Genomic DNA, 20,797 nt, shown 5'->3' on the forward strand with positions numbered 1-20,797 from the left:
TTAGGCTCCCTTTTTTTGCGTTTTTTGAAGCTGGTTTAAGAAGTTATCAAAGATATATTCAGCATCGTGCGGTCCAGGCGAAGCATCCGGGTGGAACTGGACGGAGCAAGCCTGCTTATCCTTCAAGCGGATTCCTTCAACTGTTTCAGCGTTAATTTCTTCGTGGGTGACTTCCAGACCAGTACCGGCTAGTGAGTCCCGATCAACGGCATAACCATGGTTTTGCGAAGTAAAGTACTTGCGTTCGTGGTCAACATCGGTCACCGCGTGGTTAAAGCCACGGTAGCCAAACTTCATCTTGTAAGTCTTGGCACCGTTAGCAATTGCAAAGAGCTGGTGACCCAGGCAAATTCCTAGGATTGGGTACTTTTCTTGCAAGGCCAAAATGGTCTTAGAAGCATAGCCATACTGCATTGGGTCGCCAGGGCCATTTGACAGCAAGATACCATCAGGGTTAGCAGCCTCAATCACTTCCACTGGGGTCGTTCCGGGGAAGACTGTCACCGTTGCACCGCGCTTTTGCAAGGCTTGGACGATTGAGCCCTTCAAGCCAAAGTCGAGCAAGGCAACCTTAGGTCCACCAGGTTGACCTTCAAAGGTTTCAATTTGACGTTCGTGCTTCGCCCGCTTTAACAACAAGCTTGGGTAATCTTGGGCAAATAAAGCATCAATTTTATCTTGGTCAAGGCTCGAAACAATCACAGCGGGCATCGAACCAGCATCACGGATTTCCTTGGCCAACTTACGGGTATCAACCCCAGACAAAATTGGCAAGTCCTCTTGCTTAGCATATTCTTCAACTGTCATCGCTGAGCGGAAGTTAGCTGGGCGACGGGCCAAGTCCTTAACGATAATCCCGTCAACGGCTGGCTTCGACCCAATTCCTTCGTTATCATCCAAGTTAATCCCGTAGTTACCAATCAATGGGTAAGTAAAGACCATCGTTTGACCGAAGTAAGAAGGGTCAGTCATCGTTTCTTGGTAACCTGTCATCCCCGTTGAGAAGACAACTTCTGTTAAAACTTCTTTCGTTGAACCAAAGCGTTGGCCGGCGTAAACCGAACCGTTTTTCAATACTAAGTACCCTTGCATTGTCTTACTCCTTTGTCACTTGATAGGCCAACTGGCCATTTACGAATGTTTTTAAGATTTTGCCGTAGACCTCTTGGCCGGCAAATGGTGTGTTTTGTCCCATCGACTCAAAGTCCTTCGGGTCAATTTGATAAGGGTGGACAAGGTCAACCAGGGCAAAGTCAGCCGCTGAGCCAACCGTTAAGTCACCGGCATTTTCCAGGCCAAAGCGGTCTTTAGGTGCTTGGACCATCCACTTGATCAGCGTTTCTAAGTCAACCAAGCCACTCTTAACAAAGCGGGTGTAAACCAGTGGAAAGGCTGTTTCAAGACCCACAATCCCAAAGGAGCAGTCTCGGAAAGAGCCGATCTTTTCATCCTCGCTATGAGGGGCGTGGTCCGTAGCGACCATGTCAATCGTGCCATCGAGCAAACCGGCAATCAAGGCCTCCCGGTCGGACCGTGACCGGAGTGGCGGGTTCATTTTGAACATGGCATCGTCGGCTGGAATCATCCCGTCGTCTAAGAACAGGTGGTGGGGCGAAACTTCAGCGGTCACGTTCACACCAACCTTCTTCGCCAAGCGGACCTGGTCAACTGATTCCTTGGTTGAAATGTGTGCGACGTGGTACTTGGCACCAGTTTGTTGGACCATCACCAAGTCCCGGGCCAACTGAGTTGATTCGGCTAAGCCGGTCATCCCTGGCAAGTTGAATTTGTCAGCTGCCTGGCCGTCATTAATGATACCGCCATCTGCTAAGGATTCATCTTCCAAGTGAGCTGACAAGACCTTTCCAGTCGACTTCAAGGCCTTTAAAGCTTCCAACATTGTCTTCGCCGATTGAACGCCGTGACCATCGTTTGAAAAGGCAATGGCACCGTTTGCGGCCATCTGGTGAATATCAACCGGTGTCTTAGCCGTCAAATCAGGAGAAATTGCTGAGTATTGCAAGACCTTAACCTGACCGTTTTTTCGGTTTAATTCCTGTTGGGCCTGCATTTTTTCAACCGTATCCACGACCGGCTTGACGTTTGGCATTGCTAGAACCGTGGTAAAGCCACCTCGAGCAGCCGCCTTTGAACCAGTTTCAATCGTTTCTTTGTAAGTTAGTCCTGGTTCGCGGAAGTGGACATGGACATCAATCAAACCTGGGATAGCCGTGGCCCCCTTGGCGTTGATCACTTCATCAGCCGCCACGTCCAAGCCAGCTTGAATTTTAGCAATTTGACCATCAACAACTAAGATGTCTTGGCAGTGGCCATCAATCACTGCATGTTTGACTAAGAGCTTCATTAATTCTCCTCCATCAGGTTCCGACTCTGCAAAACCTTGGTTAGCATCGCCATTCGGGCGTAGACGCCGTTTTTCATTTGGGTAAAGATCCGTGACTTGGGACCGTCAACTAAGACTGATGCAATTTCCACATCGCGGTTAACTGGGGCCGGGTGCATGATAATCGCGTGGTCTTTCATCGCCTGGGCCTTTTCTTTTGTCAAACCATAAGTCTTAAAGTAATCAACGGCGGTGAAGGCATCGCGGTTGGCTTCATCAAACCGTTCCAACTGGACCCGAAGAAGCATGACAACGTCTAACTTCGGCAAAATATCTTCTAAAGTACCAAAGTGGCCGTACTGGTCAAAGTCTTCGTTATACCAGGATTTTGGTCCGGCAAAGTACAGGTCACAGCCAAGTTCTTTTAAGATTTTGGCATCTGACCGCGCTACCCGGGAATGGTCCAAGTCACCGATAATACCGACTTTCAAGCCGTCGAAGCGGGCAAATTCACTTTGAATTGTTAGTAGGTCAAGCAGGGTTTGGGAAGGATGAACACCCGCCCCATCACCAGCGTTCACCAAGCCAAGCTTGACAAAGGGGTTTTCCACCAGGTCCTTGTACCAGCCAGTCTGACTATGACGAATAACCGTGAAGTCAACGCCAATGGCCTGGAGGGTTCGCAAAGTATCGGCTAAGGTCTCGCCTTTTTGCACTGATGAGGTTTGCGGGTTAATTTCAATTAGGTCAACGCCCAACTTCTTTTCAGCCATTTGGAAGGATGACTTGGTCCGGGTTGAGTTTTCAAAGAATAAGTTAGCAGCATAGACCGGCCGCTTTAAAGCTGGTGCTGGTAGACCAGCTTGGTAGCTGGTTGCTAGTGCTAGCAAGTCCCCGAGCTGGTCAATGGATAAGTCCGCTAAGTCCAAGCAGTTTTCCCAATTTGTCATAGAAGTCTCCTTTTTGGCTTTTTCGACTTCGCTGCATTTGTCCAATAAAAAACGCCCTGATCGTATGATCAGAGCGTCAGTGGGTGGTCTTTTGTCTAATGTTGTACTTCGACCTTTGACAAGGCTAACCAGGGTCTCGCCCAGGGGTTGGACTTTTTCCAACCATCGCCTTGTTGCGTGTTCCACCTTAGCGACTCTCTGGTCGGCTTTAAAGGATTGCAACTTTTATTTCGTTGCTATTATCTTAGCACCCGGACTTAGAATTGGCAAGCCTTTTTCAAATTCAACACACAAATCCAAGCAATAAAAAACGACCACCAAAACTGGTAGTCGTCATCACGTTATTCGAAGTTACTATCGTCATCCAAGAAGGTATTCAAAACTTCTTCGACCATGTCCCATTCGGCATCATCTTCGATTGGAACTAAGTCTTCTTCCGTTGCATTTTCATCATCCGTTGGATTGAAAATGTAGGCTTGAACGTCAACTTGTTCGTCTTCTTCAGCACCATCTGGAACCAACAAGATGTATGACTTGTCGTATTCTTCTGAGTGGAAAGTGAACAAAACTTCGTACAAAGTTTCATCACCGTTTTCATCCACTAGGGTAATCTTATCAATTTCGGGGTTTTGTTGAGCCATGTAAAATCTAAAATCCTTTGTTTATTTGGTTAATTTACCATTGGCATCCAGGTAGTTTTGTAAGATAAACTCCGCAGCAATCTTATCAATTACCTTTTTGCGCTTTTTTCTGGAAACGTCCGCTTCTTCAATTAACATCCGTTCCGCTTGAACAGTTGTTAGCCGTTCATCTTGAAAGTCAGTTGGCAGACCAAACTTGTCTTCAACCATCTGAGCATAGGCCCGTGAGGCCTCGGCCCGGGGGCCTTCGGTGTTATTCATGTTCTTAGGCAACCCTAAGCACACACCCTTAGCACCGGTTTCTTGGATAATTTCACCTAGCCGGTCTAAGCCAAATTCTTTCTCGTCTTCGTTAATTCGGATGATTTCAACACCCTGGGCGGTCCAGCCCATTGGGTCGGAAACTGCGACGCCAACGGTCTTTGATCCCACATCAAGTCCAAGTATCCGCATTACTTCTTCAAATAAGCGTGTACAAGTTCTTCAATGATTTCATCACGTTCATGACGCTTAATCAAGTTTCTGGCATCATGCAAACGTGGAATATAGGCCGGGTCACCTGACATCAAGTAACCAACGATTTGGTTAAAGGGGTTGTAGCCCTTTTCTTCCAAGGCCGCATAGACCAAAACCATGGTCTCATGGATATCTCTTGGCTTTTGGTTGCCAAAGTCAAATACAGCTGTTTCATCACTTACACTCATCGTACACGCTCCTTTCTTAAATAAATCTTAAAGTTTTTACGTGTCTCTAGTTTAACACGTTTTTGAAACAAAAACCGACTAATTTGCAATCCTGTTGCTTAGTCGGTTTTTATAATTTTAGCTTAGTTTTTCAGTCAAAACCTTGGCCCCGTGCTGCAAGGCTTCTTCAATCTTCGACTGGTCTTTTCCACCGGCTTGGGCCAAATCAGGCCGGCCACCGCCACCGCCACCAACAATTGGCGCGATTTCCTTCACTAAGTCGCCAGCCTTGATGCCGGCGTCGTTGGCCGCCTGGTCAGCACCAACCAAGAGGTTCACTTTCTCGCCAACCGCTGCCGCCAAAACCAAAATGTTTGACGTCTTCTTATCGCGCCAAACGTCGGCCATCTGCCGCAGGCCTTGCGCGTTTTCCACACTGACCTTGGCAATCACAGCCTTCAAGTTTCCATAGTTTTGGGCATTGACTAAGATGTCGCCGGCCTGCAAGGCAGCCATCCGTGACTGGATTTCTGCCATTTGCTGCTTAGCCTGCTTCAATTCGGCTTGCAAGTCATTAACCTTGTCACGAGCATCCAACAAGTTTGGTGCCTTGACCGTTTCAGCAATCTGCATCAAAGTCTGTTGCTCAGCCTGGTAATCCGTCAAAGCTGGAATGGAAGTTTTGGCTTCAATCCGGCGAATTCCTGCCCCAGTCCCTGACTCACTGGTTATCTTGAACAAGCCTAGTTCAGCAGTGGAAGCCGCATGAGTTCCCCCATCGAATTCCTGGTTGTAGTCACCAATTGAGACAATCCGAACCAAGTCGCCGTACTTATCATCAAAGACTGCCACAGCACCAATCTTCTTAGCTTCTTCCAGTGACATTTCTTGCCAGGTAATTGGCAAGTTCTTAGCAATCACCGCATTCACCTGGTCTTGGACCTGGTTCAAAGTGGCCTGGTCAACCGGACCTTCGTGGTTAAAGTCAAAGCGCAAGTATTCTGGTTCAACCAGTGAACCTTGTTGGTGGACGTCGCCACCGATAATGTTCCGCAAGGCTTGATCCAGCAAATGGGTCGCCGTGTGGTTCAAAGAAACAGCATGGTTGCGTTCCAAGTCAATGGCTAGGTTAACCACCTGGTCTTGGTGCAAGTCGGCCAAAACATTAATCGAGTGGATGTGTTGGCCGTTTGGTCCGGCTTGAACATCGGTGACTTCGGCCAAGACCTGGTCGTTTTCATCCTTGATTGTTCCAAAGTCGGCCACCTGACCACCCATTTCAGCGTAGAACGGTGTTTGGTCAAAGACAACAGCCGCTTGATCACCTGGGTGAGCAACCTGACTTAGCTGTGAAACCCCAGTTTCATCTTGAGTCATTAAGGCGACCACCTTGGCCCCTTCAACATGGTTGGTTGTCCAACCAACGTACTTGGATTCAACCGTCAAATCCGTCAAAACGGCATTTTGAACACTCATGGCGGTATCCTTTGATCGAGCAGCCCGGGCACGGTCTCGTTGGGCCTGCAAGGCCTTCTTGTAGCCAGCCAAATCAACCGTTAATTTGGCATCACTAGCCTGTTCTTCGGTCAATTCGACTGGGAACCCGTAAGTATCAGACAACTTGAAGGCGGCCTCGCCATCAATCTGACCAGACTTGTCCGCCTTGGCTTGTTCAATCACATCAGCCAAGAGTGACAAACCGGCCTTCAAGGTCTTGTTAAAACGCTTTTCCTCGGCCAAGATAACCTTTTCAATTTCAGCCTGGTTGGCCTTTAATTCTGGGTAGAAGGCGTCCAAGGTGGCAACAACAGTTGGCACCAACTTTTCCAAGAATTCGCCTTGGATCCCAAGCTTATGTCCGTGCAAAACGGCCCGACGGAGCAACCGCCGGATAACGTAACCGCGGCCTTCGTTACTTGGCTTAGCCCCATCTGAAATAGCAAATGAAACGGCCCGGATGTGGTCGGCAATCACCTTAAAGGAAACGTTTTCGTCGGTATCCTTTTCTTCATCGTACTTTGGACCATTGGCCAGTTCTTCGGCTTCATGGATAATTGGCAAGAACAAGTCCGTATCAAAGTTGGTCCGGCCGTTTTGAAAGACCGAAACTAACCGTTCAAGGCCCATCCCCGTATCAATGTTTTTGTGGGGCAATTCTGGGTAGGTACTATTATCAGTCAAACCAGGCAAGTGGTTGAACTGTGAAAAGACGATGTTCCAGATTTCCAGGTACCGTTCGTTTTCACCACCCGGATACATTTCAGGGTCATCGGCTGGCAAGTCCGCAAAGGCCTCACCCCGGTCATAGAAAATTTCAGAATCGGGTCCAGAAGGCCCTTCCCCAATATCCCAGAAGTTATCTTCAACTTGGTAGATATGACCGGCTGGTAGGTCGGTCTTTTCTTCCCAAATTTTCCGTGATTCTTCATCCTTGGGGTAAACCGTCACGTACAACTTTTCCTTGTCCAAACCATACCATTCTGGTGAGGTCAACAATTCCCAGGCCCATGGGATTACTTCTTCTTTAAAGTAATCGCCAATTGAGAAGTTCCCCATCATTTCAAATAAAGTATGGTGGCGGGCTGTCCGACCAACGTTTTCGATGTCATTAGTCCGGATGGCCTTTTGAGCGTTAGTCAAACGTGGCTTTGGTGGCACAACGGAACCATCAAAGTACTTTTTCAACGTGGCAACCCCCGAGTTAATCCAAAGCAATGAGGGGTCGTTTTCTGGCACTAATGACTTGGCCGGGACAACCAAGTGGCCCTTGCTTTCAAAAAAGTCCAAGAACATCTGCCGAATTTCAACTGACGATAGGTCTTTCATTTAAATTCTCCTTCAAAATAAAAAGACCAAAACAAAGTGCGGACGAAAAACCGTGGTACCACCGCAATTTGTAATGATCTAAAATCTTTACCTTTAAGGCCAGATAACGCTTGGCATGCGGCTATTACTAGCATCATAACTGGGAGCATCCACTGACTCTCCTAGTGCTTTCCATCAACCAGCACCTTGCTATCAGAAGTCATCAGTAAACATATCCAATTCCTAAGGATAATTATAGCACAGGCGCGGGCAAATTCAGCCCCCAGTCAAGGATTTTTACCAACCAATTGACCGACCAGCCGGCACAGCAGGAATGGTCCCATCAGTCGCTTCTGAAAAGACCTGGTCGAACAGAGCAAAGACCTGGTCTAATTCGTCATCAGTCATCACTAGTGGTGGCTGGAACCGTAAGATATTACCCCGCAAAGAAATCATCACAGCCCCCAGGTCAAAGAGCCGGAAGATAATTTGGTTGGTCAAGGCCTGGTCGGGCTGGCCCTTTTCATCAACAATATCAATCCCCCCATTAAAGCCGTAAATCCGGGCATCACCGATACAAGGATACTTGCCTTTAGCTTTTTCAAAGTAGACCTTAACCCGGTCGCCCAAACGTTTGGACCGGACCACTAGCTCTTCATCTTGTAAGACCTCCAACCCGGCCAAGGCCGCTGCAGCAGAAACCGGGTTGCCACCAGTCGTATACAAGTTACCAGGGGCTTGCAAAGCATCGATAATTTCTGCCTTACCGACCGTAGCAGAGAGTGGCAGTCCAGAGGCAATTGACTTTCCAATTGATAAGATGTCCGGGGCAATTCCAAAGTGGTCAATTGACCACAGCGTCCCCGACCGTCCCAAGCCCTGGTTGACTTCATCAACCCCAAAGACGATGCCGTGGTCTCGGGTGAACTGGTAGAGCTTGTCCATGTACCGTTGTGGGGCCTTGACAATCCCACCATCCCCTTGGATTGGCTCAATCAAAACTAGGGCTGTTTCATCAGCCGGTACATAAGTCTCAAAGATTTGCAAAAACTGGTCAAAGACCCGGTCTGAAAAATCGTCTTCCGACTCCCCCTTTAAGCGGTCATGGGGGTCTGGAAAAGGAGCCTTATAGAAGCCGGGCAAAAGCGGTCCAATTTTCTTAACTTGGCCAAGAGAAATGGCAGAGGCCGTTGAAGCCGCATAGGTTGACCCATGCATCGCCCCTGTAAAGGTTACAACGTTTGTTCGACCAGTATAAGCCCGAGCAAACTTAATCATCGCTTCATTAGCATCGGAACCAGAATTACCAAGAGCAACCTTTTTGGCAAAGTCTCCAGGCGTTAATTTGGCTAATTTTTCGTATAACGTAGCGGTTGTGTTATTGGCGAAGTAAGCGGGGGTGTAAAGAACTAGCTTTTCCGCCTGGTTCTTAATGGCTTGAACGACCTTCGGATGACAATGGCCATAGTTAATAGCAGAGGCCGACGATAGCAAGTCTAGGTAAGACTTCCCATTCACATCGGTTACCGTAGCGCCTTTGGCATGGTCAACAACCAGGTCAAAGTAAGAAATCCGACCAGAAGGGTTCCGGTAATTCCCCTCTTCTTCCAATATATCTAAGTTTTTAGCCATAAAACTACAACCTTTCTCTCACTTATTTTTAATCATTATACAACAAAAGACCGATGAAAACCGGTCTTTCAATAAATTTATTTAAAATGAAACAAAGTTAGCTTATTTGTGCAATTTAGAGTGCCTAGCCCCATAGAAGATATAGACCAACAGTCCAAGGACAAACCAAGCCCCTGCATAAATCTGAGCCATCGAATCCAATGAAACGAAGATGTACAAGGCCCCAAGGAAACCAAGGGCGGGCAAAACTGGGTACCATGGCATCTTAAAGCCTGGCTTAGGTAAGTCCTTGCCTTCACGGGGACGCAAGGCGTAAACACCCAAGCAGACCATCATAAAGGCAATCAAAGTTCCGGCTGAAATCAAGCCGGCCAATTCATTGAAGGAGAAGACAGAACCAACCAAGATAGCAATTACTGTCAAAGTGGCCAAGGCAGCATTTGGCAAGCCCTTCCCATCAACATTTCCCAAGAACTTTGGCAACAAGCCATCACGGCCAAAGGCATAAAGCAAACGAGAACCGGCTAACATCATGCCAATGATGGCGGTAAACATTCCAGCCAAGGCTACCACTGACAGCAGGTTTGAAACCCATGGGTGACCAGCTTCAAGCAAGGCCCAGGCAGCCGGAGCGGCCTGGTTAGCATACTTGGTATAGTGGAACATTCCAACCATGACCAAGGCCACCGTCACAAACAAAACCGTTGCAACCACCAAGGAGCCAATAATTCCACGCGGCATTGTCTTTTGCGGATCCTTTGCTTCCGCAGAGTTAGCAGCAATTGAGTCAAAGCCAATGTAAGCTAGGAAAATTTGAGCAGCACCAGCAGAAATCCCTTGCCAGCCACCAAATTGAGTCCCAGCCTTGTGGGCCGGAATAAAGTGAGCATAGTTTTCAGGATGGATGGCAGTTGCACCAACCACGATAAAGATCAAGATTACCAAGACCTTCAAAACCACCAAGGTATTTTCCACCTTAGCAGTCGTATGGGTGCCCCGCCAAAGAAGAGCAGCCACAATCAAAACGGCTAGTAATGAGAAGAGGTCAATCACCCCACCATTCCCGGAAGCATAAGAACCAGCCAAGGCATCTGGCAAAGCCAAATGATAAGAAGACAAGAACAACTTAAAGTTAGCTGACCAACCAGAAGCAACGAAGGCTACGGCAATAAAGTATTCAGCTAGCAAAGCCCAACCGGCAATCCAACCAAAGACTTCACCGAAGACAACGTTGGCCCAGGAGTAAACAGAGCCAGCAAAGGGCAAAACAGAAGCAAATTCCGCATAAGCGAAAGCCGTCAAACCAGAGACAATCGCAGCCACAATAAAGGACAAAGTCACCGCTGCCCCGGCGTGGTTAGCCGCCACAATCCCAGGCAAGGTGAAAATAGCTGTCGAAACAATCGTTCCAACTCCCAAGGCTAACATTTCTTTGACACCCAAGGTCTTTTTAAGGTGGGCATCACTTTGTTCAAATGCGGTTGGGTCAGCTTTTTTAAACCAGCCGCTCGCTGCGCTTTTCTCTGTCATAGGCAACTTCCTTTTTGATACTTTTAACGATATAAAAATATTAGCATTTTCTCATTTAATTGTCAATAAACTTTGTAATATAAGTTTTCTATAGAATGATTTTTTCTAATGAAAAGAAAAAAGAACTGCCAAATAGCAGCTCTTCAAAAACATTAATTAAACTTCTTTGATTTCTTCTTCAGCTGGGTCTTCAACAGTATCGTTGATTTTCTTAGCTCGGCGGAAGTGCTTGGTAATCAAGTGAGATGACGTTCCCCAGAAGTAGAAGGCCAACGCCACAATCGCAATCATGACAAAGTCAAACGGATACTTGATTAAGCCAATTCCGTGGAACTGGGTTGAACCAATGTATGATTCAATTGACAAGGCTAACAAGTACCAAAGTAACCATGAGGCTCCCTTGATTTGCTTACCAACGCGTTCCCATGACCAGCCCATCTTATATTCGTAGAAGAAGTAGAATGGCAAGCCCAAGACGATGATGATAATCACTTCAATCGTCGTTGGCCACATTGCCCAATAAGTAGCCAGTGAGGCCAAAACAAAGGCCAATGGTGCCATGTACTTCATACTCTTTGACTTAAATGGTCGGGTGAATTCCGGTGCCATTTGCCGCAAAGACATCACAGTAACTGGACCAGTCAAATAAGCAATCAAGGTTGCGGTTGAAATCACCGCTGCCAAAGTTCCCCATGACCGGAAGACCGAAACCATGATCATTGACAAGATGGCATCTGTTACCATTGCCATCCGTGGAATACCGTACTTCTTGTTAATCTTACCCAAGTACTTTGGAATGTGGTTATCAGAAGCCATCGCTGCCAAAACTCGACCGGTTGAAGCGGCAAATGAAACCCCCGTTCCAAATGGTGAAATAAAGGCATCTGTATAAAGCAAGATTGACAACCAGTTTAAGCCAAGCAAAATGGCCAAATCAGCAAATGGTGACTGGAAGTCGATTCCATGCCAACCAAACTTAGCAATTTCAGATGGTTCAATCGCCGTAATAAAGGTTGATTGAATTAAGATGTACAAAATAGCGGCAATTCCAAGTGAAATCACGATTCCTCGTGAGATATCCTTGGTTGGGTCCTTCACTTCAGAACCGAAGTTAATAATTGTTTGGAAAGCGTTAAACGAGAAGATAATTCCTGAAACAGTCGTTGCCGCAAAGATTGGTGCCGTTCCATATGGCATAAACTGGTGAACAGTTGAACCATAGTTTCCAGGGTGGAAGCTTGAAATCGTCAACATCAAAATCGTCAACAACGGCACCCCAATTTTCAAGAATGAGATTGCTGAAGTAAACCGAGTCAGCAAAGTCACTGACCAGTAGTTTAGCAAGGTAAAGACCGTGATAAAGAAGAAGACCACCAGCAAACCAGGCGTACTAATTGTCCCGTTTGACAAGAAGTGGTGGGTCCAGTTGGCCCATGACCAAGGCCAAGTTGACATGTATTGAACAGCGGCCACGGCTTCGATTGGAATCAAGGTAATCAACGATACCCAGTTCGCCCATGAGGCAATAAAGCCAAGCAAAGAACCGTGTGAATACTGCGCGAACTTTGACATTCCTCCTGATTGAGGGAACATTGTTCCAAGTTCAATATAGGTATAAGCGATCACCCCGATAACCGCTGCCCCAATCACCCACGAAATAATGGCTGCAGGACCCGCTACCCGAGTGGCCTCCCAAGAACCAAAGAGCCAGCCGGAGCCAATCAATGATCCTAGTCCTAGGAGAACTAGTTGTAGTAAACCGATTTTATTAGATTTCATAATATCCTTCCGTCTCAAATAAGTGACCACTTATCAGTGGACTACCAATGGTCACTATTGTACCAGAACCATTTCAAAATGCAATTCTAAAAAAGAAGAAATTAATACAAACAACTAACTGAACTTATAAGAATCGCTCTTTTGGTCGTAATAATTATTAATCAACCGCTCTTCAACCTGGTCATTTAAGGAAAAACCATTGCTTTGGTATTCACCAATGCAAATTCCGACATCAATCAAATGGTTCATGTCATCGCCATGCCATCCCTTTTCAATACTCAGTACCATGTCACAAGGATTGTGTTCAATCAAAATCCCACCTGAATTAACGCTTTGGTGCATCTTTTCTAATAACTGGTCCCTATCTTGGTTAGACAGGCCAAAGTCGGTTGGAGCGATATTGCCAGCCTGAACAACCGCCGGTCGGTGTTTGGGATACTGCTGCTCGATTTTCAAGATTAGTTCTTTAGTTTTCGAACTAACAGAAGCACTCAAAGGATTATTCGTAAACAGGATTAAGACATCGTTAGTCTTGGCTATTCTGGTCACATCGTCAATCTTTTTTAAGCGAAATTGCTGGTACGGATCAGTCTGTTTATCAACATGTTGGTGAAGCTTGCGATAGTTTATTTTGGCAATTTTTGCCACTAAAAAGGTACTAAGCAAGGCACCTGCGATAAATAAATTAATGGTAACCAAATACCAAATCAATTCATTATTTGACATTTTTCTTCCCCAATAAATCCGACAACTTTTCAGACAGCACCGAGCTGCAAATTAGCTTAAATCCCCAAGACGTTCTTACTTTGCCAGCGCGGTTCCATCGACTCGTCTTTCCAATATAATAAATATAACACAAACGAAACGTTATATGTCTTATATTTCAAGTTTTGTAATAAAACTTTTAAAACCGGCTTTCAAAGTGTAACAAAAAAGACCATTCGTCTTCCGACGAATAGTCTTTTATCAGTCTTAATTAAACGAAAATAGTCGTCAAAATCAAGATTACAATTAATCCGGTCACTGAGATAACCGTTTCCAAAACCGTCCAAATCTGGAAGGTTTGCTTAACGGTTAAGTCAAAGAATTCTTTAAAGATCCAGAAACCAGCATCGTTCACGTGTGATGCAATCAATGAACCGGCACCAATAGCCAAGGCCACCATCACAAGCAACATATCACCGTGAGGGTTAGCAGCCAAGATTCCATTGACAACCCCTGCAGCCGTAATACCGGCAACAGTGGCTGAACCAACGGCGATTCGAAGCAATGAGGCAACCGCCCAGGCGAAGAAGACAATCATGACTGGTGACATTGAACCAGATGACTGGAACAAGTCGGCAATCTTAGCTGACATTCCTGAGGTAACCAAGACACCACGAAGGGCACCACCACCACCAACAATCAACAAGATACCGGCCACGGCGTTCATTCCTTCGTTCAATGAAGAACCAACCGTCTTCATTGTCCGCTTTTGGAAGATACCCATGGTAAAGATGGCCAAGACCAAAGAAATGGTCATGGCAACCGTTGGGTTAGCCAAGAAATCAATAATCTTGTAAGTCATGTCAGGGTTAGCTGGCGTCTTACCGCCAGTAACCGTCAACTTATAAACCGTCGCAACAATCATGAAGAGCAATGGGAAGACAGAAGTCAAAACTGACAAGCCAAAGCTTGGGACTTCCTTCAAGTCATATTCCTTCACATCACCAACGGCTTCGATGTGTTCCTTAAATTGGAAGGCATCGGGGGCGTACTTCTTTGCCAACAAGGTAAAGACAGGTCCACCAACGACCGCCGTAATGATTGCCACGAACAAACCAACAATCAACATCAAACCGATGTTAGCACCAAGCTGTGAAGCCACAGCAGTTGGCGCTGGTTGTGGTGGCAAGAAGCCTTGGGCTGATGACAAAGCAGCCGTCATTGAAAGACCCAAGTAAAGCAATGGCACACCGGCTTCAACGGCAACCGCGAAGACGATTGGAATCAAAAGCACCATTCCAACTCCAAAGATCATTGAAATTCCAATGATAAATGAAGCCAACAAAACTGCCCATTGCAAACGTTTCAAACCAAACCAGTTAATCAGCGTCTTAGCAATCCGGTAAGAACCACCGGCATCGGCGACCAAACGACCAATCATTCCACCAAAGATGAAAATCACGGCGTTAGAACCAAGGATATTTCCCATTCCTTGGTTACCCAAAACAGCGTCTGGGATTTTTGCGGGATCCATGCCAAGCAAAATGGCAAGGGCGAAGGCCGTAATGACCAACGAAACAAACGTGTTCAACTTGAACTTAGTAATCAATACCAAGAGTAACAAGATGGACAGTAATAACATTACGAATTCCATAATTTATTTGAAGGCCAAACTGGCCCCCTTCTCCTCTTAATCTCTGACCTACTTCGCTTTGACGTGCTTACGTTGGAAGTCGGCGATGTTATCATATTCAGTTTGCAACTGACGTGACAAACGAATAAAGATTGGTGCTAATTCACGGTAAGCTTCGAAGTTTTCTGGGTCTGGTTGGTAGGTATCTGACTTTCCAACGTACTTAGAAATTTCGTACAAGTCGTCAATTTGACCAAGGGCCTTTTGAGCGACTACGACAGCTGCCAAAGCACCTGATTCGAAGGCTTGTGGAACCGTTACTGGTTGTTCGAAAATGTCAGCAAACATTTGCCGCCACAATGGTGACCGAGCGAACCCACCCGTTGCTTGGATTGACTTCAATGAGCCAACCACTTCTTCAAGGGCAAGGGAAACCATGTAGACGTTAAAAGTAATTCCTTCTAGGACGGCTCGGAGCATGTTAGCTCGTGTGTGGGTGTGGCTCAAACCAAAGAATGAACCGCGAGCGTTCGCATCCCAGATTGGTGCCCGTTCCCCACCCAAGTATGGGTGGAAAATCAAACCATCAGAGCCAGCTGGAATTTTTGATGCGACTTCTGTCATCAAGTCATAGGCATCTTGACCAAGCAAGGCCGCCGTTGACTTTTCGGCATCAAACAAGTTGTCCTTGGCCCAGCGGAAGACATCGCCCCCACTGTTAACCGGTCCACCAACAACCCAGTGGTCCTTATCCAAAGCGTAAGTAAAGGTCCGACCCTTAGGGTCGATCACTGGCTTGTCTGAAACAACTCGGATGGCACCAGAAGTACCAATTGTAATAGCAGCAACACCCGGTTGAACCGCATCAACACCCAAGTTTGACAATGGACCATCACCGGCACCATAGACAAATGGGACATCAGCTGGCAAACCAAGGATGGTTGCATACTTGTCAGCCATGCCTGTTTCATATTCGTATGGTGAAACAGTTGCTGGCAACTGGTCCTTTGAGACACCCGTCACTTCTAAGGCCTGGTCATCCCAGCCCAAGTTAAAGATGTTAAACAAACCAGTTCCAGAAGCAATTGAGATATCCATCTTGTTGGCACCAAACAAACGGTGGAACAAGTATTCCTTGATACCCAAGTAGTGGGCAGCATTGTTATAAACTTCTGGGCGATCGTTTTTCAACCACAAAAGCTTTGACAATGGTGCCATTGGGTGAATTGGGGTTCCAGTCTTTTGGTAGATTTCCATCCCCTGACCAGATTCCTTCAACTTATCAGTGTAGCCAACGGCACGGGTATCAGCCCAAGTAATTACTCGGGTCAATGGGTTCCAATCCTTATCAAAAGCAATCAATGAGTGCATTGCTGATGAGAATGAAACCGCCTTAATCGTGTTACCGGCGTCCAAGTTTGCTTTGCGGACAACGGCACCCAAGGCATTTGTAAAGGCAACGAAAATTTCTTCCAAATCTTCTTCAGCCATGTCGGTTTGGTCCCGGTAAAGTGGGTAACCAACGTTCGACTGGGCGACAACTTGGTTTTGGTCATCAAACAAAACTGCCTTTGTCGATGTCGTTCCCAAGTCGATTCCAACCATATAATCCATGATTATTTCTCCATCAAATCACCGCTTTTACTTCAAGCGGGTATTTTATGCCGTCATGTGGCATATTTGGCTGCAATAATTGAAACATCGAATTCTAAAGAAAAAGCTCCCGCTTGGGGGAGCCAGTTCAAATCGACGTTTAATTACTTGGCAGAATCCATAGCGTGTCCACCAAAGCCGTTACGCAATGCTGAAACGACCTTTCCAGTAAACGTGTCTTCTTGCAATGAACGGTAACGCATTGCAAGTGACAAGTAGATAACTGGTGCTGGAACTTCCAAGTCAAGTGATTCTTCGATTGTCCACTTTCCTTCACCAGATGAGTGCATCCGGCCAGAAATCTTTGACAACTTTGGATCCTTGGCGAATTGTTCTTCGATCAATTCCATCAACCATGAACGAACAACTGAACCGTTGTTCCACAACTTAGCAACGGCTTCGTAGTCGTAGTCAAATTGTGATGCTTCCAAAACTTCGAATCCTTCGGCGATGGCTTGCATCATACCGTATTCGATTCCGTTGTGGACCATCTTCAAGTAGTGACCTGAACCAAGGCGGCCAGTGTACAAGTAACCGTTTTCTTGAGCGATTGACTTGAACAATGGTTCGATAACCTTCCATGCTTCGGCGTCATCGCCACCAATCATGAAGTTACCACCGTTACGGGCACCTGACATTCCACCAGAAGTACCGGCATCGAACAACTTCAAACCAGCGTCAGTAGTCCGCTTGTTTTGTTCCAAGTTGTCCTTGTAGTTTGAGTTTCCACCATCGATGATGATGTCGCCTGTTGACATCTTTTCGATCAAAGTGTCAATCGTTGAGTTCGTTGGAACACCTGCTGGAACCATAACCCAAGCAACCTTAGGTGATGGCAACTTAGCCAACATGTCATCAATAGTTAAAACACCTTCAACCTTGTCTGAGTAAGCATCTGCTTCTGCAACAAAGTCCTTGTTCAAATCGAACGCAACAACTTCGTGACCATTGTCAACGGCGTTCTTAACCAAGTTAAGACCCATCTTACCAAGGCCGATCATGGCAAACTTCATGTGTATTACCTCTTTTAAAATTTTCTGTTTATTAACTACAGCCCCTATTATATGAAAAAGATTTACAGCTTGCAAGTGATATTTGAAAACAATTTTCAAATTCTGTATAGTTAAAGGCAAATCATCCTTATTAATATTCATTCGAGGGCTTATGACGAATTCTATCTTTGCAAAATTAGGGCAAAATAAAAGTCAGTACAACCATACTGAAACCAGACTGATCCACTATATTAAAGAAGCACCCGACCAAGCAGCAGCCGGAACCATCAAAGAAATGGCCGAAAAAACCGACGTTTCGACTGCTTCTGTTTCCCGCTTCGTCAAAAAAATTGGCTTTGCTTCTTACCGGGACTTTTCCATGGCCCTTTCTTCCTATAACCAGAGCAAACCTCCAGTTGACCTCTTTGGTGAAATTGAAGACGCTGATAACACGACCGAAATTACCCAAAAGGTTTTTGTGGGAGCTCAAAACGCCCTTTCGATGACCTTAGATGCTCTGAACGAACGAAGCTTAGACAAGGCCGTTTCCTCAATCACTTCTTCCAAGCGAGTTGGCTTTTTTGGTATCGGTGGATCGTCAATTGTGGCCTTTAACGCCTACCACAAGTTTTTACGGACCCCAATTGATGTCATCTCCCACCCGGACTATGATATTCAGCTAATGCAGGCCGTTAAACTAACCCCACAAGATACTGCTGTCGTAATTTCCCACTCTGGCCGGAACAAAGACACCCTCTTTATTGCCGAAAAGCTAAAGGAAAATAAGGTACCCTTTATCGCGGTCACATCATTTTCTGATTCGCCCTTGGCCCAGTTAGCCGACATCGTCTTGCTGTCTTTGGCTGAAGAAGTCAACTTCCGGTCCGAGTCGATGTCGTCTTTGATTGCCCAACTAACAATCATCGACACCCTCTTTACCCTGGCCGGTTCCAAAATCCCAACCCAGACCCAACACGTCGTCGATACGATGCGAGATGTCATCGAAGATACCCGAGAACATTAATTATATAGTAGAAAAGAACCCCTTAACCGTCACTTACAATCGGTTAAGGGGTTTTATTTTCAGCAAATAAAAAAACTCCCAGCAAACCTGGGAGGGCCTTAGATTAAAGTTCTTCTTCTTTTTCAACCATGGCAATTGCCTGGTTCATCAGCATATCAATAGCGACAAAGTTTTCGCCACCTTCCGGCACGATGATATCGGCATAGCGCTTAGTTGGTTCAACGAACTGGTTGTGCATTGGTTTAACGGTCGCCAAGTACTGTTCAATGACCCCTTCAACCGTCCGGCCACGTTCATGGATATCACGTTGAAGGCGACGGATAAAGCGGATATCGTCATCGGTATCAACGTAGACCTTCAAGTCCAACAAGTCACGGACACGGGCATCGTTAAAGAGCAAGACCCCATCTACGATGATGACATCGGCTGGTTCAACATGGACCGTTTCCTTTGACCGGGTATGTTCGGCGTAATCATAAACCGGAATATCGATTGGTTCATATTCCAACAACTTCTTCAAGTCAGCAACAAAGCGGTCAGTTTCGATTGAATCCGGGTGATCATAGTTAGTCTTCACTCGTTCTGACATCGGTTTGTCAGACTGGTCCTTATAATAAACATCTTGTTGCAGCAAAACCGGTTGGTTTTTGCTGAGTCGGGTAATCAAGGCCTTTGAAACAGTGGTCTTACCAGAACCAGACCCACCAGTAATCCCAATTAACAATGGTTTCTTTGCCAAAATAACCTCCAACGGGCTCAAAGGCCCAGTTCAACATTTTTCTTTCCTAACTATTTTACGTGAAATACCGAATAAAAGCTAGCAATTTTTTAATCCCTGGTTGGTAGAACTGTATTTGTCAAAAAAAGCCCGCGCATCTGCACCGACTTTTAGCTGAACTATTTTTTCTGAGTCTTAATCCGGCTGGCAAGAATATAACCAGTTAAAGGAATCAAGATGAACCAAGCAGCCGTTTCATTGAGGGCCTGGCCATATGCAACTTTTTCATGGAAGAAACCAATTAAAATTCCAGCAACCAAGATTGAGCTGGCACCAATGACCTGACGCATGGTTGTAATAATTGCCGTTCCATGTGATACCAGGTGTTCTGGTAGTGCATTGTTAGCAGCCGTTACGGCCGGCATCATGATAAAGGCGTTCCCACCTTCAAGCAACATTGCTCCGATAATTCCCATGACAATAAATTTAGTTCCAAAAACAGCCAGATCCAAGTAACCTAGGACCATCATCGTCGAACCAATCAAAACCAAGGGGCGCAAACCAATTTTTTCAAGCAAGCGACCAGCTCGAGGGTTCAAGGATGATAAGAAGACTGCCGCTGGAATCATTAACAATCCTGAAATAACAGGTACTAAGCCAAAAACCTTTTGGTAGTACAAAGGCATTAAGACCGTGGCAGTAATCAGGCCGGAATATGACATTCCCGTCAATAGCATGGCTGGTAGGTATCCCTGGAACTTAAAGACTCGCAGGTCCAAGAAGGGTTCTTTTTGCCGGAGCTGGCGAATAACGAAGAAAACCAAGAGCAAGACGGAAATAAACAGAATTAGCTCCAAGGGCCAATTCCACCCCGTTGCCGGCAAAACAGAAATCGTATACAAAATTCCGGCAAAGCCAACCAGCATGAAGGATGAAATAAAGTCAAAGCGACGTGGCTTTAATTCGTGGGTATTTTTGATCAACCGTTGCATCAAAACCATCAAAGCGAGTAGGACCACGAAGAAGAAGGCAAAAAGCAGCCGCCATGACCCCCACTGCAAAACAATCCCTGAAACAATTGGGCCAACGGCCAGGGCCGAACCCATCACCAAACCAACCGTTCCCATGGCCACCCCACGGGCGTCTTTATCAGTATTTTCCAAGATGACCGCCTGATAGGTGGGGAACAAGGCGCCAACTGCAATCCCTTCCAGTAACCGACCAACCACAACTCCGATAAAGTTGGGAGTTACCATCGCGTACAAAGTTCCCAACAAAAAGATAGTCACAATCAGGTTCAATAATCTCTTTAATGGCAGGTTATCTAAGAGCCAGGGTGAAAGCGGCATCACTAAAGTCATTGCGACCATGAAGCCGGAGGTCACCCACTGGACATTGGCAGCGTCAATGCCAAACTGCTTCATCAAAATCGGATAAGCCGTTGTCATCGTTGACTGTGAAATTGACATCGTAAAGGATGTGAATAAGAGCATCAGTGAAAACGGCGTTAAAACTCGAAGATTTTTCATCAAAATCTCCTCCTTTTCCTAATCATTTCTCTTAGTTATTTTAGTCAAAATTTTCAAAAAACACAAGTAAATTATAATAATTCTAAATAAAAAGCACCGTTTATGATATGAACCCCAAAATTAGGACATGTCATTGAGCGGCCTTGAGGACTGACACCCGATATTCAATCGGTGTCAGT

The 20,797-nt window shown here is 46.0% G+C and carries 17 protein-coding genes; 1 reads left to right on the top strand and 16 read right to left on the bottom strand.

Going from position 1 to position 20,797, the window contains the following annotated elements; genetic code table 11:
• The 14 genes from AC5162_RS05170 to gnd all read right to left on the bottom strand — a co-directional run bounded on the left by AC5162_RS05170 (position 1) and on the right by gnd (position 17,368).
• Positions 1-1,092 carry a carbamoyl phosphate synthase small subunit gene (locus AC5162_RS05170; RefSeq protein WP_496534192.1) on the bottom strand — a complete coding sequence of 364 codons (1,092 nt, stop codon included), beginning with the start codon at positions 1,090-1,092 and terminating at the stop codon, positions 1-3.
• Positions 1,093-1,096: 4 nt separating this feature from the next.
• Positions 1,097-2,365, bottom strand: a complete 1,269-nt coding sequence (locus AC5162_RS05175; RefSeq protein ID WP_496534193.1) for a dihydroorotase — start codon at positions 2,363-2,365, stop codon at positions 1,097-1,099.
• On the bottom strand, positions 2,365-3,294 hold the full coding sequence (locus AC5162_RS05180; RefSeq protein WP_496534194.1) for an aspartate carbamoyltransferase catalytic subunit: 930 nt from the start codon (positions 3,292-3,294) through the stop codon (positions 2,365-2,367). Before AC5162_RS05180 ends, AC5162_RS05175 begins: the two co-directional genes overlap by 1 nt.
• Positions 3,295-3,635: 341 nt before the next feature.
• Entirely contained in the window at positions 3,636-3,935 is a 300-nt protein-coding gene (locus AC5162_RS05185; RefSeq protein ID WP_496534195.1) for a DUF1292 domain-containing protein, read from the bottom strand.
• Between the two features lie 21 nt (positions 3,936-3,956).
• Positions 3,957-4,388 (bottom strand): Holliday junction resolvase RuvX, encoded by a 432-nt coding sequence (ruvX, locus tag AC5162_RS05190; RefSeq protein WP_496534196.1) that lies wholly within the window; start codon positions 4,386-4,388, stop codon positions 3,957-3,959.
• Positions 4,388-4,639, bottom strand: coding sequence for an IreB family regulatory phosphoprotein (locus AC5162_RS05195; RefSeq protein WP_496534197.1), 252 nt, complete (start codon positions 4,637-4,639; stop codon positions 4,388-4,390). Before AC5162_RS05195 ends, ruvX begins: the two co-directional genes overlap by 1 nt.
• Before the next feature lie 117 nt (positions 4,640-4,756).
• Entirely contained in the window at positions 4,757-7,444 is a 2,688-nt protein-coding gene (alaS, locus tag AC5162_RS05200; protein ID WP_496534198.1) for an alanine--tRNA ligase, read from the bottom strand.
• A gap of 276 nt (positions 7,445-7,720) precedes the next feature.
• Positions 7,721-9,055 (bottom strand): aspartate aminotransferase family protein, encoded by a 1,335-nt coding sequence (locus tag AC5162_RS05205; RefSeq protein WP_496534199.1) that lies wholly within the window; start codon positions 9,053-9,055, stop codon positions 7,721-7,723.
• Between the two features lie 102 nt (positions 9,056-9,157).
• The gene (locus AC5162_RS05210) at positions 9,158-10,585 is read right to left on the bottom strand and encodes an APC family permease (protein WP_496534200.1); all 1,428 of its coding nucleotides are present in this window, start codon (positions 10,583-10,585) and stop codon (positions 9,158-9,160) included.
• A gap of 156 nt (positions 10,586-10,741) precedes the next feature.
• Positions 10,742-12,364, bottom strand: a complete 1,623-nt coding sequence (locus AC5162_RS05215) for an APC family permease (RefSeq protein ID WP_496534201.1) — start codon at positions 12,362-12,364, stop codon at positions 10,742-10,744.
• Between the two features lie 114 nt (positions 12,365-12,478).
• Positions 12,479-13,090, bottom strand: coding sequence for a hypothetical protein (locus tag AC5162_RS05220; RefSeq protein WP_496534202.1), 612 nt, complete (start codon positions 13,088-13,090; stop codon positions 12,479-12,481).
• A gap of 250 nt (positions 13,091-13,340) precedes the next feature.
• The gene (locus tag AC5162_RS05225) at positions 13,341-14,723 is read right to left on the bottom strand and encodes a gluconate:H+ symporter (RefSeq protein WP_496534203.1); all 1,383 of its coding nucleotides are present in this window, start codon (positions 14,721-14,723) and stop codon (positions 13,341-13,343) included.
• 48 nt (positions 14,724-14,771) lie between these two features.
• Positions 14,772-16,316, bottom strand: a complete 1,545-nt coding sequence (gntK, locus tag AC5162_RS05230; protein WP_496534204.1) for a gluconokinase — start codon at positions 16,314-16,316, stop codon at positions 14,772-14,774.
• Between the two features lie 143 nt (positions 16,317-16,459).
• Positions 16,460-17,368: a phosphogluconate dehydrogenase (NAD(+)-dependent, decarboxylating) gene (gnd, locus tag AC5162_RS05235; protein ID WP_496534205.1), complete on the bottom strand. Its 909-nt coding sequence runs from the start codon at positions 17,366-17,368 to the stop codon at positions 16,460-16,462.
• A 151-nt stretch (positions 17,369-17,519) separates the two neighbouring features.
• Here gnd and AC5162_RS05240 point away from each other — a divergent pair, with 151 nt between their 5' ends.
• On the top strand, positions 17,520-18,371 hold the full coding sequence (locus AC5162_RS05240) for a MurR/RpiR family transcriptional regulator (RefSeq protein ID WP_496534206.1): 852 nt from the start codon (positions 17,520-17,522) through the stop codon (positions 18,369-18,371).
• Positions 18,372-18,474: 103 nt separating this feature from the next.
• Here AC5162_RS05240 and udk read toward each other — a convergent pair whose 3' ends face one another.
• Both udk and AC5162_RS05250 read right to left on the bottom strand, forming a co-directional pair.
• Positions 18,475-19,110 carry a uridine kinase gene (udk, locus tag AC5162_RS05245; RefSeq protein ID WP_496534207.1) on the bottom strand — a complete coding sequence of 212 codons (636 nt, stop codon included), beginning with the start codon at positions 19,108-19,110 and terminating at the stop codon, positions 18,475-18,477.
• Positions 19,111-19,268: 158 nt separating this feature from the next.
• Positions 19,269-20,621 carry an MFS transporter gene (locus tag AC5162_RS05250; RefSeq protein ID WP_496534208.1) on the bottom strand — a complete coding sequence of 451 codons (1,353 nt, stop codon included), beginning with the start codon at positions 20,619-20,621 and terminating at the stop codon, positions 19,269-19,271.
• Positions 20,622-20,797 lie beyond the last annotated feature (176 nt).

This window comes from Fructobacillus sp. ChS1-6f1-1-27 (assembly GCF_059579415.1).